The following is a 13,014-nucleotide window of genomic DNA, read 5'->3' on the forward strand; positions in this document are numbered from 1 at the left end:
TACCAACAGCTATGTAATTTGAAAGGGACACCTTCATACAGGTGTCCTCACTGCTGTCTTACATCTTTTTCTATTCTAGCATAAAACAAACGATAAGTTAACCTTCTGGTTCTGTTTGATTCTGCGTGGTTCCTTGCGCTACGACACTTGTGTTCCCTGCATTTCCTTCATCATATTTGACATTTTTAACTGCAAAATAAATAAGAAAATGTCCAGCACCTAAAATACATAGTAAGACAGGTAAACTCTTTTCAGGCGGAAAGAATAATACAGCACATAAAAAACTTAAAACTGAACAAATTCTCCCGGCATTTAACCATAATTCTCGGACAACAACATACTCTACACGCCACTCTCTCGCATTTTTCGCTCTACCAATTACATCATATGTCATCGATCCATATGGAACGAGTAAAATAGGGTATGCAATCGCAATGCATGCTGCATAAATAAGTAATTTTGTGTATGTAACATTGAATATAACTAAAAATACAACAGCATATAAAATAATGCCTCCAAGTAAAATTGCTTTTTTTCGCCACTCTTTCTTTAACATACGGGCAACTAAATAGTAACATACAAATGATACAGCAGAATTTACTAAGCTATATTTCCCTAATGCAAGCTCACTATCGGTTGCTAAGTACACATATACTGAAATAACAAAAATGAATGTCCCCTCTCTCAATCCTTGGAAAAAATGAGCACGTGTAATTCTCCCCCAATTTTTATCAATCCGTCGCTCTTTCAAAACTTGTGTAACCTCATAACGACCTTCACATTCTCTCTTAGATACAAAAAAGCTTAAAACGACAGCAATTGCAAATAACAATAACGAGAGAAAGAATATGACCGTATAACCACTCCACTTCTCCATACGTGAAATTGTGTATCCAGCTGCTATCGGTCCAATCATGCCAGAGAAGGATGTAAGAAGCCCAAGAAACCCGTTAAAGAAATCTCTTGTTTCTGGTTCTGTAATCTCAAATGTTAATAAGTTAAACGCGAGCCAGTAAAAACCATATCCGACTCCTAAAAGAGCCCCCATTAATAAAATATAGTGAGAAGCGCTTTTCCCCGCTACTAAAACAACGATAAAAAAAATCGCTAACGTGCCTACGCCTATTCGTAACAAGATCGAGCGATCAATACGCTTCGCTAATTTCCCACCTATAAGAAATGTGAGGGGCTGCAATACAACGCTGGCCAAATTATACAAGCCGAGATTCACATAATTTTGTGTTTGTTTCCATAAATAAATGTTAACAAACGTATTCGATAAAGAAATTGCGAGCGTGTATAAACCTCCAATAAGGAGTAATAACACTAAATCCCGATTCACTTCAACGTCACCAATTATATGTTTCCACTTCATACACAACTCTCCTTTACTTCATGTTCTAGTCTTCCAAAGACAAGCTCAATTATGTAAAAGGAAAGCATAGAAAAAAGCTAGGAGCATTCTCCTAGCTTTTTTCTATCGTTATTACAATTATTTTGCTTCTTGGTAACGTTTTTCAGCAGCGTTCCAATCTACAACGTTCCAGAATGCACCGATGTAGTCTGGACGACGGTTTTGATAATTTAAGTAGTAAGCATGTTCCCAAACATCTAAACCGATAACTGGAGTTTTACCTTCAGTTAGAGGAGAATCTTGGTTTGGCGTGCTTGTTACTTCTAACTCACCATTATTTACTACTAACCAAGCCCAACCAGAACCGAAGCGAGTTGCGCCAGCTTTTGCGAATTCTTCTTTGAATGCATCGAAGCTACCGAATTTCGCTTCAATTGCAGTTGCAAGTTCGCCTACTGGTTGTCCGCCGCCGTTTGGAGATAAGATTGTCCAGAAGAATGTGTGGTTAGCATGTCCGCCACCATTGTTACGTACTGCTGTACGGATTGCTTCTGGTACTTCGTTTAAGTTTGCAACTAATTCTTCTACGCTTTTGTCAGCTAATTCTGCATGACCTTCTAAAGCAGCGTTTAAGTTTGTGATGTACGTGTTATGGTGTTTTGTATGATGGATGTTCATTGTTTCTTTGTCAAAGTGAGGCTCTAAAGCATCATACGCATAAGGTAAATTTGGTAATTCGTGTTTTGCCATTGTTATATTCCTCCCAGTTTATGTATTGCCACTTAAGTGACATACAACTACATTCTACCCTAATTGCCATAGGGTGCAAACAAATAAATCACATTGTCTTGCTATCATTAAAGTAGCAAAATTCCCACTTCTTTTCAATTAAAATGCTCATATATTTCATAAAAAAAGCTCCCTTCTACAAGGAAGCTTCCTACTGACATAATAAACATGTGAAATGGATATGGACCCTGTAGGACTCGAACCTACGACCGGACGGTTATGAGCCGTCTGCTCTAACCAGCTGAGCTAAGGGTCCACAATTATGTATGTAATAATACATCAAATAAAGGAATTCCTATCGGATATATCCTTTAAGAAATGTAAGATAAATTTACCATATAGAAAAGAAAAGTGTCAATTGTATTTTTCTCATTTAAAAGAAGAAAATTAATAAAAAGAAATTTAGTTATCTCTACTATATGTAAATATAATATATCTTGAGATTCCCTAGATTCCTACGTTACAATGATTTTATACATACATAAAGGAAGTGAATCTATGTCCATATTTACCCAATTAGTCAAAAGCGTATATTCGCCTAAAGATATGGCGCTATTCCGTTTTCAAAAAATCGGAAAAACCATTTTGTATATTATGCTACTTTGTCTAATCACTACTATTCCAAGAACATTCTTTTACGGTAGCTTTATCCAAGATAGTGTTACTATGGTAAATCAAGCAATTGAAAAAGATTTACCTGATTTTAAAATCGAAAATGGTGAACTAAAAGCTGATATTGAACAACCTATTCAAAAAGAAGAGGGAGATGCTCTTTTCGTATTTGATCCAAATACAACAGATATCGAAAAGTATCAAAATAAAACTGGTTTATTTATTTTAAAAGATAAAGTAGTTTCTATAGGAAATGGCCAGACGCAAACATACTCCTACAATGATTTATTAGGGACATCTCTTGAGAAAAAAGATTTGCAAGATTTCATTTCTGTATTCGATAGTATTTATCCAATTTTACTAGCTGTTATCGGAGTGTTAGTATATCTATTCCAATTGTTCATTACTTTCTTAGGAATTACTTTACTTGCGTTTATCGGTTCTGCTATGAGTGGTCAACGTAAATTATCTTATAAGCAAGTATGGACGTTAACTGCCTACAGCTACACAATTCCAACCATCTTCTTTATGATTATGGATTTATTCAAAATCGTTGTACCTGGCTCAACATTCATTTATATCGCAGTTGTTTTAATTGTTCTATACTTAACAATTAAAGAAGTTCCAAAACCGAACGAAAAAAATGCCTAAATAGGCATTTTTTTTTTGGACAAGCATATATTCCTAGCAAAGGAGTGAAGAATATGAAGAGATTAGGTATATTCTTATTCGTGCTTGTTCTTGGTTATATATTTTATTACGATATAAAAATCGGCACTTTACCGATGTTAAGTTCATATAAAAAGACAAATGCGGCCGAAACGATAAAACAAGAAAGTACAAATACAAAACAAAAGAAAGAAAACAAAGCGGAAAAAGAAACAGATGTCACTTATAAAACAATTGAAGTCAAAACAGGTGATACGGTTCTTTCCATTACAGAAGCGATTAATAAGAAGAAAATTCCTTCTATCGAAAAAGTAATTGATGATTTTAAACAATTAAATAAAAATACACCTGCTACAAAAATACAACTTGGAAAGTCTTATAAATTCCCGTTATATCAATAAGCAATCACTTAATCCTTGTCAATTACATAAAGGCGCTGATACAATAGTAAAAGTGAAACCGAGCACTTCGGTTTCTATAGCCCTGTATCACGTATACTATCATTGATATAAGGGACTAAATAAGAAACTTCTTTTATAAGGAGAGCGATCTATTCGTGAATGAAATGACTCATCGTACAAAAACACGTCCAGTTAAAGTCGGTAATTTAACAATTGGCGGTAATAATGAATTAATTATACAAAGTATGACAACAACAAAAACACATGATGTTGAAGCAACAGTTGCTGAAATTAAACGTTTAGAAGAAGCTGGCTGCCAAGTCGTGCGTGTTGCTGTTCCAGACGAACGCGCAGCAAATGCTATTGCTGATATTAAAAAACAAATCAACATTCCACTTGTTGCTGATATTCATTTTGATTATCGCCTTGCTTTAAAAGCAATTGAAGGCGGCATTGATAAAGTACGTATCAATCCAGGTAACATTGGTCGTCGCCATAAAGTAGAAGCTGTTGTAAATGCAGCAAAAGAACGCGGCATTCCAATCCGTATCGGTGTAAACGCAGGTTCATTAGAGCGTCACATTTTAGAAAAGTACGGATACCCAACTGCAGATGGTATGGTTGAGAGCGCCCTGCATCACATTAAAATTTTAGAGGACTTAGATTTCCATGATATTATCGTATCTATGAAAGCCTCTGATGTTAACTTGGCAATTGAAGCATACGAAAAAGCTGCACGTGCTTTTGATTATCCACTACATTTAGGTATCACAGAATCTGGAACGTTATTTGCCGGAACTGTAAAAAGTGCCGCTGGTCTTGGAGCAATCTTAAGCAAAGGCATCGGAAATACACTACGTATTTCATTAAGTGCTGACCCAGTTGAAGAAGTAAAAGTTGCGCGTGAACTATTAAAGTCATTCGGCCTTGCATCTAATGCAGCAACACTTATTTCTTGTCCAACTTGCGGTCGTATTGAAATTGATTTAATTAGCATCGCTAACGAAGTGGAAGAGTACATTTCTACACTACAAGTACCAATTAAGGTTGCAGTACTTGGCTGCGCTGTAAATGGTCCTGGTGAAGCTCGTGAAGCTGATATCGGTATTGCCGGCGCGCGCGGAGAAGGACTATTATTCCGCAAAGGGCAAGTCGTTCGTAAAGTACCAGAAGAAATAATGGTAGAAGAACTGAAAAAAGAAATCGACGTAATTGCTGCTGAAATGGCTGCTGAACGAGAAAAAGAAAAAGAAACACAAGAACAATAAAAAGAAGGTTGCCCACAACATTTGTGAGCAACCTTCTTTTCTACGTAAAAAAGCTCGTCAGTTATAGAACTAACGAGCTTTTACTTTGCACATTTTGGACAACGTCCGTATATTTCAAACTTATGACCTGTTACTTCATAACCATTAAAATCTTTATTCATAAAATCCATCGGGCAAGAAGTAATCTCTTTCGTCCCTCCGCAATCTAAACAAATAAAATGATGATGATGTTCCATAATAGAACATGTAAAACGAAAATGTTTTTCACCGTTTAATTCCGTTTGTTCTAAAACACCGATTTCAGCAAACACCGTTAAGTTACGATAAATCGTGTCAAAGCTAAGACCTGGATAATCATCCTTCATATGCTCTAAAACGTCCTTCGCCGTTAAATAACGATTGTGAGCTGCAAATAACCTGAGCATTTCTTCCCTTTTCCCAGTATGTTTGTATCCTTTATCTTTCATTAGGCGTAAAGCTTCTGTTAGATTCATATCTATCCCTACTTTATGCAGTTTTTTTCTTCTTCCATAAAATCGCACCAATTAAAATAAGAACTGCTATCATAACAATTGTACCACCTGGTGCTAAATCAAGTTGATACGAAGCAAACATTCCACCAATTACTGCAATTTCACCAAATAAAATGGAGAAGAAAATTGTTTGTTTAAATCCATTCGCAATACGAATACTTGCTGCAACTGGTAACGTCATTAATGATGATACGAGAAGAACCCCCACTACACGCATTGATACCGCAATGACAAGCGCAACCAATATAATGAAAATAAAGTGAATCCACTTTGCACTCAAACCGGTTGATACAGCGTATTCTTCATCAAACGATAGTAAAAATAACTCTTTGTATAATAAAGTAATCGTTACAATAACAACAATTGCTACAATGCCGATAATTATTAAATCCGTACTTGTTACAGCACTTACACTACCAAATAAATAACTAAATAAATCTGTGTTAAACCCATTTGCAAGTGAAATAAAAATAACGCCAATCCCCATTCCTGCTGAAAGAATAATTGGAATTGCTAATTCTTGATAATGTTTATATACAGTACGTAGTTTTTCAATAAGTAACGCCCCACCAATAGAAAAAATCATCCCCATATATAACGGATTTAAAAATCCCCCTGTGAAAATTGTTTTTTCTAGTAGTAAACTTGCAGCAATACCCGATAATGTCACGTGGCTTAATGCATCCGCAATAAGCGACATGCGGCGAATGACAACAAATACACCTATAAGCGGTGCAACAAGTCCTATTAAAATTCCTGCATATAAAGAGTTACGTAAAAAGTCATATTGTAAAAAATCTTGTATCATTATATCCTCCCGTGATGCTCATGCTCGTGTTCTAAACGATGAACATGGTGTCCATATAAGACGGACATTTCTGCATCTTCTAACTCTCGGAACTTTTCTACATTTCCATGGAAATGTAAATGTTTGTTTAAGCATGCAACATGTGTTACTTTCTCGGTAACAGCTCCCATATCATGCGTAACGAGAATTAATGTGATTCCTAGCCTTTTGTTTAAATCCTCTAATATCTCATAAAAACTTTCTACATTCTTCACATCAATTCCAACAGTGGGCTCGTCCAAAATAAGTAATTCAGGATCACTAACGAGCGCACGAGCAATAAATACGCGCTGTTGTTGTCCACCAGAAAGTTCTCCAATATTACGCCCTTGAAACTCACTCATTCCTACATCAGCAATCGCTTTTTCTACCTTTTTCTTATCGTTTTTCGTAAAAAAGCGAAACAGCCCTTTTTTCGAAACGAGTCCCATTGACACAACTTCAAACACAGTTGCCGGAAAACCAGAATTAAAGCTATTTGCCTTTTGCGACACATAACCAACTTTGTTCCATTCTTTAAACTTCTTACTATCAACACCAAACAAACGAATGCTTCCCTGTTTTGGCTTTAAAACGCCTAATAAACATTTTAGCAAAGTGGATTTCCCTGAACCATTTGGCCCAACTAAACCTAAAAAAGCTCCCTTCGGAACTTGCAAATTTATATCTTCTAACACATTTCGATCTTCATATCGAAATGACAATCCTTCTATTTCTAATATATTGTTCATAGCATCTCACCTATTTTAATTCAGAATGATTCCGATTTATATCTATTTGAATTATAGTACAGCTTATTATAGTTGTAAACCAATCTGCCTAAAATATATCTACTTTTTCAAGAAACCTTACTATTATAACAAAAAGCAGAGAAAAATTCTCTGCTTTCAAAAGATATTATAATTAATTTTTTAGTGAATAGCCGATTTAAACTTACCACCATTTGTCTCTTGTGTACTCATAATCGTAACAAACGCATTCGCATCAATTTCATACACAATTGATTTTAACTTTGTCACTTCTAGACGTGTTACCACTGCATAAATAACTTCTTTTTCTTTATCCGTGTAACCGCCTTTCGCTACAAGCTTTGTAGTTCCACGACCAAGACGATGCAAAATCGCATTTGATACTTCCTCATATTGATCTGATACAATTAAAACAGCTTTCGTTTCATCTAAACCTTGAATGACTGTATCAATTGTTTTGAATGCAATGTAGTACGTCATAACAGAATACATCGCTTGTTCAACACCAAATACAAATGCTGCCCATGCAAAAATGAATAAGTTCACAAACATTACAAATTCGCCTACGGAGAAAGGTAATTTCTTCGTTAATAAAATACCCATAATTTCTGTTCCGTCCATTGATCCACCATGACGAATAACGAGCCCTACACCAAGACCTAAAATAAGACCACCAAACACTGTAGCTAAAATTGGCTCTGTTGTAAATGGCGGAACAGCATGTAACGTTGATTCAATAAACGCTAAAGCTACAATACCGAACGCCGAAGATAACATGAACGTTTTTCCAATTTGCTTATAACCCGAATACATAAATGGGATATTGAGAATAACGACCAAAGTAGAGAAACTTAACCACCAAATATTAGGAGTAAGATAATCTAATATAAGAGAAATACCAATAATTCCACCATCAATAATTTTATTTGGCATTAAAAATAATTCAATCGCTACCGCTGCGCATGCTGCTCCAAAAATAATCATAACTAAACGATACATAAGATGGATAACACTTTCTTTTCGATGTTGCTTCTGCTCCATAAGTCCTCCCTATACTCTTTTTCTATATTTTTGTCCTTATATTATAACATACGCTTCTTTTTCTCATGAAAAAAGAAGCTCTATATGAATATGTACAAGCTACGTACTCATATATTTCGATAGAAGAACGTGTGAAGGAGGATAACTCGATGAACCTCATTAAACAACTTGTAAATAAAAAATTAAATCATATTTCTACAAAGGAATTATTGAAATATAGTAAAGAATATGATGTTCCAATTACGACTGCACAAGCTGATCAAATTGTTGGACTTATGAAAGGAAAGAATATTAACATTTACGATAATGACGAACGACTAGCGCTCTTAAAACAAATAGCTCAAGTAACCTCGCCCGCTACTGCCCAACAAGTAAATACTTTATTTCAACAACTACTAAAATAAGGAGGGGATATTCCCCTCCTTATTGCTTATTGCGCTTTAATTTTCTCAAGGAGTCCTTCATCAAAAGTACCATTTTTCAGCATTTCGATTTCCAATTTATATGGCGGCTTCTTGTCCTTTTTATCTTCACCTACATATGGTGTTTCCAGAATTTTTGGTACGTGCATTAATTGCGGATGATGCACAATATGATGCAATGCTTTATAACCGATATGACCGAAACCGATATTTTCATGACGGTCCTTTCCTGCGCCGCGTACATTTTTACTATCATTAATATGAAGTACTTGTAAACGATCGATACCAACAATCTTATCAAATTCGTTTAATACACCGTCAAAGTCATTTACAATGTCATATCCTGCATCGTGCGTATGGCATGTATCAAAGCATACCGATAGTTTTTCATTATATGTTACACCATCAATAATTTTTGCAATTTCTTCAAAGCTACGGCCGCATTCTGTTCCTTTTCCTGCCATCGTTTCTAACGCAATGTTCACCGTCTGATCTGGCGTTAATACTTCATTCAGTCCTTTAATAATTTGTTGAATACCAGCGTCTGCCCCTGCACCAACGTGCGCACCTGGGTGAAGAACGATTTGTTTTGCCATACCTAATGCTGATGTTCTTTCAATTTCCATACGAAGGAAATCTACACCTAATTGGAATGTTTCTGGCTTCGTCGTATTTCCAACATTAATAATATATGGCGCATGTACGATAATCTCTTCGATACCGTTTTGTTCCATATGTTTTCTTCCTGCTTCTATATTCAATTCTTCAATTGGTTTTCTTCTTGTATTTTGCGGTGCACCTGTATAAATCATAAACGTCGTTGCACCGTATGAAACAGCCTCTTCACTTGCTGCTAATAACATTTTCTTACCACTCATAGAAACATGAGATCCAATCTTTAACATACAATCACCTCTTCAATATACAATAGATATAATGATAGCATAATTTGTAGAAATATGTAGTGAATTGTTTTTCCATTCTCCACTGATTATTATCCTCGTAAATAGCTAGATAAAAAAAGATAAGGGAAATCCCTTATCTTTTTTTATTGCTATATTTTCTTTTCACTTTGTCACGTTCTGTTGCAAGTTTACGTTTATAGTTTGGTTTTACTTTTTTCGGTTTTTTAACAACTTTCGTTGCCATAACATCAAGTTCATCATTTGGTTTTTTACGGCTCTTACGACGACGACGTTCACCTAAATCCGCCCACTCATCTCCGCGTAAATCTACATGTTTAAACTCGATATGGCGTTGTTTTTCTAAACTATCTAACGCTTCTTCGTTTGCTGGATCATAAATCGTCACTGCAATACCTGAATAGCCTGCACGTGCTGTTCTTCCCACTCGGTGAACGAAGAAATCTAAATCTGATGGAAGTTCGTAGTTAATAACATGACTAATTCCTTCAATATCAATACCACGAGCTGCTAAATCAGTTGCAACAATATATTGGAATTCAAGGTCACGAATTTGTTTCATCATTTTTTTACGATCACGAGGTGATAAATCTCCGTGAATTCGTCCAACTTTTAAGCCGCGTTCCGTTAATCCGTCAGCAACTTGATCTGCCATTTTCTTCGTATTCGTGAAAACAACTGCTAAATACGGCTTAAATTGTAGCAACATTCTTTTCACTAAATCGATTTTGTTACGATGTTTAGAAGGCACTAAATAATGCTCGATATTTCCAGCCGCAACTTGTTTTGGATTGATATGAATATGCTCTGGATTCTCCATGTATTTCTTCAGAAACGGTTTTAGTTTTTGAGGAATTGTTGCAGAGAAAACTAACATTTGCAAGTTTTTAGGCATGCGTGCTGCAATCTTATCTACATCATGAATGAATCCCATATCAAGCATTAAGTCTGCTTCATCGACAATAATTGTATTTGCTTTATGAACAAACAGTGCTTGTTCTTCTACTAAGTCTTTAATACGTCCTGGTGTTCCAACTACAATATGAGGTTGTTTTTTCAACTTTTCAATTGATCGTTGTTTATCAGTTCCACCAATTAAACAACGTGCTGTAATCATTTGATCTTCCGCACAGAACTTTGTTAATTTCACGATTTCTTCGTAAATTTGTTGTGCTAACTCACGAGTAGGCGCTGTAATAACAAGTTGTACTTCTTCACGACCTGGGTTAATTCTGTTCAATGTAGGAAGTAAGTATGCATGTGTTTTCCCAGAACCTGTTTGGGATTGTCCAATTACACTTACACCTTTTTTCACGACCGGGAAAATTTTCTGTTGAATTCCTGTCGGCTCTGTAAAGCGTAGTTCACGAACTGCATCTATTAAAAATGGTTTAAAATCATACTGTGTAAAAGTTTGTTGTGTCATAAGTTACACCTTCTTTCTAAATTTCTACTGCGCGCACAAATCAGTCAAGTCTACATTATATCGAAATCTACAAGTAAAATCCATCTTTAGTTTAGGTTTTTACTTCAAAAACTAACCTTCTTCCCTCTTATTGCATATTGTATGTGTATATACCTAACTGAAGAAAGGAGGATTTCTCACATGTTTCCAAAATCCCCCATGAGGCAAATGTATCCGAATCCAGGGCAGCAACCTTATACACCATATCCAATTCCACAACTACCACCGATGGCACAAAAAAAGAAAGGATTTCTTGCTAAACTCTTTAAAAAACACGATCCAACCGAAGCTTTCATGCAAATGGTTCCGCCTTATCGACAAATGGAAGGACCGCCAATGATGCACCAGCAACCGCCACCTCAATATCGACAGCAATATCAGCAACAATACCAACACCAATACCCGCAACAATATCAACAGCAATATCAACCATACATGCAGCATCATCCCGAGCAAATGATCCCTCCTCAAATGTATGAATCAAACGAAACGCGCGGCGGTGCAGCAACTACAACCGCATCAAGTAGCGGCATCGGTAGTTTTTTTTCGAATTTAATTTCGAATCCAACTAATATGATAAATAATATCGAAAAAGTATCACAAGTCGTTCAATCTGTAAGCCCTGTCGTCGAACAGTACGGTCCCATTATGCGTAACCTACCAAGCATCGTTAAAATCCTCACCTCTGGAAAAAGTACGGAAGAAAATCCAACCGAAGATCAAACTGAAGACGTAACAGAAAAGGTTGAAGTAGCAACTCCACCTCCTCCACAAAAAAAAAGAAAAAGAAAAAAAATGGTGATTGAGTCAGTTATAGAAAAAGAAGTGCGCGAGGAGCCTGTTCAAAAAATAGCAACAAAACCAAAACTATATGTGTAACAATCCTTTGTTTTCTATCCACTCCTCCTTTATAATGTAAAAGACTATGCACAAAAGTATCTCTTGTTTAGAAGGAGAGGATTACTCATATGAAAATTGTTAAAATTTCCCCTCGTGGTTATTGCTACGGTGTTGTGGACGCGATGGTTATTGCACGTAACGCCGCATTAGATACATCATTACCAAGACCTATTTATATTTTAGGTATGATTGTTCACAACAAACATGTAACAGATGCATTCGAAGAAGATGGTATCATTACATTAGACGGTCCAAGTCGATTAGACATTTTAGATAAAATTGATTCTGGTACTGTTATTTTCACTGCACACGGTGTTTCTCCAGAAGTTAAACAGCGTGCAAAAGAAAAAGGTTTAACAACAATCGATGCCACTTGCCCAGATGTTACAAAAACACATGACCTTATTGAAGCAAAGAAAGCTGAAGGTTACCATGTCATTTATATCGGCAAAAAAAATCATCCAGAACCAGAAGGCGCAGTTGGTATCGCACCTGACATCGTTCATCTTATCGAAAGAGCCGATGATTTAAAAACATTAGAAATCCCAACGGATAAAATTTTAGTTACAAATCAAACAACGATGAGTCAATGGGATGTTCAACATTTAATGGAGGACATTCAGAAGAAATTCCCAACAGCAGAGTTCCATAAGGAAATTTGTTTAGCAACTCAAGTTCGCCAAGAAGCTGTTGCCAAACAAGCTGATGTTGCAGACTTAACAATTGTTGTTGGTGACCCGAAAAGTAATAACTCAAACCGTTTAGCACAAGTATCGCAAGAAATCGCTGGTACGAAAGCATACCGCGTTGCGGACGTAAGTGAAATCAAATTAGAATGGCTACAAGGTGTCGAGAACGTAGCTGTTACAGCAGGCGCTTCTACTCCAACACCAATTACAAAAGAGGTTATCGCTTTCTTAGAGCAATATGACCCAATGAATCCTGCTACATGGGAAAGAGTTCGAAAAGTACCGTTACAAAAAATATTACCTCGTGTAAAAGTGAAAAAAGAACAATAATAAAAACCGTTGCCTATATGAG

14 protein-coding genes and 1 tRNA gene are annotated in these 13,014 nt (G+C 36.0%); 6 read left to right on the plus strand and 9 right to left on the minus strand.

Annotated features, from left to right (window positions below; all coding sequences use genetic code 11):
* Window positions 1–97 precede the first annotated feature (97 nt).
* The 3 genes from MR070_RS02760 to MR070_RS02770 all read right to left on the minus strand — a co-directional run bounded on the left by MR070_RS02760 (window position 98) and on the right by MR070_RS02770 (window position 2,399).
* Complete coding sequence (locus MR070_RS02760; RefSeq protein ID WP_000871368.1) at window positions 98–1,375, minus strand: MFS transporter; 1,278 nt, start codon at window positions 1,373–1,375, stop codon at window positions 98–100.
* A gap of 117 nt (window positions 1,376–1,492) precedes the next feature.
* Window positions 1,493–2,104 (minus strand): superoxide dismutase [Mn], encoded by a 612-nt coding sequence (sodA, locus tag MR070_RS02765; protein ID WP_001052031.1) that lies wholly within the window; start codon window positions 2,102–2,104, stop codon window positions 1,493–1,495.
* Between the two features lie 221 nt (window positions 2,105–2,325).
* Window positions 2,326–2,399 (minus strand) — tRNA-Ile (locus MR070_RS02770).
* 242 nt (window positions 2,400–2,641) lie between these two features.
* Between MR070_RS02770 and MR070_RS02775 the strand changes: the two genes are divergently transcribed.
* From MR070_RS02775 to ispG, 3 genes are all read left to right on the plus strand, one after another.
* The gene (locus tag MR070_RS02775; RefSeq protein WP_000021910.1) at window positions 2,642–3,406 is read left to right on the plus strand and encodes a DUF1189 domain-containing protein; all 765 of its coding nucleotides are present in this window, start codon (window positions 2,642–2,644) and stop codon (window positions 3,404–3,406) included.
* Between the two features lie 53 nt (window positions 3,407–3,459).
* Window positions 3,460–3,825 (plus strand): hypothetical protein, encoded by a 366-nt coding sequence (locus tag MR070_RS02780; protein ID WP_000825406.1) that lies wholly within the window; start codon window positions 3,460–3,462, stop codon window positions 3,823–3,825.
* Window positions 3,826–3,989: 164 nt separating this feature from the next.
* Entirely contained in the window at window positions 3,990–5,093 is a 1,104-nt protein-coding gene (ispG, locus tag MR070_RS02785; protein WP_011040674.1) for a flavodoxin-dependent (E)-4-hydroxy-3-methylbut-2-enyl-diphosphate synthase, read from the plus strand.
* 80 nt (window positions 5,094–5,173) lie between these two features.
* On the opposite strand, the gene MR070_RS02790 is transcribed toward ispG, so the two are convergent.
* The 4 genes from MR070_RS02790 to MR070_RS02805 form a co-directional block, all read right to left on the minus strand.
* A complete protein-coding gene (locus tag MR070_RS02790; protein WP_001054512.1) occupies window positions 5,174–5,587 on the minus strand; it encodes a Fur family transcriptional regulator in 414 nt (137 codons plus the stop codon).
* 13 nt (window positions 5,588–5,600) lie between these two features.
* Entirely contained in the window at window positions 5,601–6,434 is an 834-nt protein-coding gene (locus tag MR070_RS02795; protein ID WP_000613823.1) for a metal ABC transporter permease, read from the minus strand.
* A complete protein-coding gene (locus MR070_RS02800) occupies window positions 6,434–7,204 on the minus strand; it encodes a metal ABC transporter ATP-binding protein (RefSeq protein WP_001059652.1) in 771 nt (256 codons plus the stop codon). Before MR070_RS02800 ends, MR070_RS02795 begins: the two co-directional genes overlap by 1 nt.
* A gap of 180 nt (window positions 7,205–7,384) precedes the next feature.
* Entirely contained in the window at window positions 7,385–8,263 is an 879-nt protein-coding gene (locus MR070_RS02805; protein WP_000435966.1) for a YitT family protein, read from the minus strand.
* A 149-nt stretch (window positions 8,264–8,412) separates the two neighbouring features.
* Here MR070_RS02805 and MR070_RS02810 point away from each other — a divergent pair, with 149 nt between their 5' ends.
* Window positions 8,413–8,667, plus strand: coding sequence for a DUF2624 domain-containing protein (locus tag MR070_RS02810; protein ID WP_001048963.1), 255 nt, complete (start codon window positions 8,413–8,415; stop codon window positions 8,665–8,667).
* A 26-nt stretch (window positions 8,668–8,693) separates the two neighbouring features.
* On the opposite strand, the gene MR070_RS02815 is transcribed toward MR070_RS02810, so the two are convergent.
* Together MR070_RS02815 and MR070_RS02820 are read right to left on the minus strand one after the other, a co-directional pair.
* Window positions 8,694–9,590 (minus strand): deoxyribonuclease IV, encoded by an 897-nt coding sequence (locus MR070_RS02815; protein WP_000912464.1) that lies wholly within the window; start codon window positions 9,588–9,590, stop codon window positions 8,694–8,696.
* 133 nt (window positions 9,591–9,723) lie between these two features.
* Window positions 9,724–11,034: a DEAD/DEAH box helicase gene (locus MR070_RS02820; protein ID WP_000194027.1), complete on the minus strand. Its 1,311-nt coding sequence runs from the start codon at window positions 11,032–11,034 to the stop codon at window positions 9,724–9,726.
* A 180-nt stretch (window positions 11,035–11,214) separates the two neighbouring features.
* On the opposite strand from MR070_RS02820, the gene MR070_RS02825 reads away from it, so the two are divergent.
* Together MR070_RS02825 and MR070_RS02830 are read left to right on the plus strand one after the other, a co-directional pair.
* Window positions 11,215–11,952: a YqfQ family protein gene (locus MR070_RS02825; RefSeq protein WP_242260500.1), complete on the plus strand. Its 738-nt coding sequence runs from the start codon at window positions 11,215–11,217 to the stop codon at window positions 11,950–11,952.
* 89 nt (window positions 11,953–12,041) lie between these two features.
* Window positions 12,042–12,992 carry a 4-hydroxy-3-methylbut-2-enyl diphosphate reductase gene (locus MR070_RS02830; protein WP_000706669.1) on the plus strand — a complete coding sequence of 317 codons (951 nt, stop codon included), beginning with the start codon at window positions 12,042–12,044 and terminating at the stop codon, window positions 12,990–12,992.
* Window positions 12,993–13,014: the final 22 nt, after the last annotated feature.

Origin of the sequence: Bacillus cereus group sp. BfR-BA-01453, from assembly GCF_022662915.1 — a bacterium.
GTDB classification, from domain to species: domain Bacteria; phylum Bacillota; class Bacilli; order Bacillales; family Bacillaceae_G; genus Bacillus_A; species Bacillus_A paranthracis.

Bases quoted from the DNA above. Each gene is read 5' to 3' on its own strand.
- MR070_RS02760 (WP_000871368.1), bottom strand. From the start codon at position 1,375: ATGAAGTGGAAACATATAATTGGTGACGTTGAAGTGAATCGGGATTTA.
- sodA (WP_001052031.1), bottom strand. From the start codon at position 2,104: ATGGCAAAACACGAATTACCAAATTTACCTTATGCGTATGATGCTTTA.
- MR070_RS02775 (WP_000021910.1), top strand. From the start codon at position 2,642: ATGTCCATATTTACCCAATTAGTCAAAAGCGTATATTCGCCTAAAGAT.
- MR070_RS02780 (WP_000825406.1), top strand. From the start codon at position 3,460: ATGAAGAGATTAGGTATATTCTTATTCGTGCTTGTTCTTGGTTATATA.
- ispG (WP_011040674.1), top strand. From the start codon at position 3,990: ATGACTCATCGTACAAAAACACGTCCAGTTAAAGTCGGTAATTTAACA.
- MR070_RS02790 (WP_001054512.1), bottom strand. From the start codon at position 5,587: ATGAATCTAACAGAAGCTTTACGCCTAATGAAAGATAAAGGATACAAA.
- MR070_RS02795 (WP_000613823.1), bottom strand. From the start codon at position 6,434: ATGATACAAGATTTTTTACAATATGACTTTTTACGTAACTCTTTATAT.
- MR070_RS02800 (WP_001059652.1), bottom strand. From the start codon at position 7,204: ATGAACAATATATTAGAAATAGAAGGATTGTCATTTCGATATGAAGAT.
- MR070_RS02805 (WP_000435966.1), bottom strand. From the start codon at position 8,263: ATGGAGCAGAAGCAACATCGAAAAGAAAGTGTTATCCATCTTATGTAT.
- MR070_RS02810 (WP_001048963.1), top strand. From the start codon at position 8,413: ATGAACCTCATTAAACAACTTGTAAATAAAAAATTAAATCATATTTCT.
- MR070_RS02815 (WP_000912464.1), bottom strand. From the start codon at position 9,590: ATGTTAAAGATTGGATCTCATGTTTCTATGAGTGGTAAGAAAATGTTA.
- MR070_RS02820 (WP_000194027.1), bottom strand. From the start codon at position 11,034: ATGACACAACAAACTTTTACACAGTATGATTTTAAACCATTTTTAATA.
- MR070_RS02825 (WP_242260500.1), top strand. From the start codon at position 11,215: ATGTTTCCAAAATCCCCCATGAGGCAAATGTATCCGAATCCAGGGCAG.
- MR070_RS02830 (WP_000706669.1), top strand. From the start codon at position 12,042: ATGAAAATTGTTAAAATTTCCCCTCGTGGTTATTGCTACGGTGTTGTG.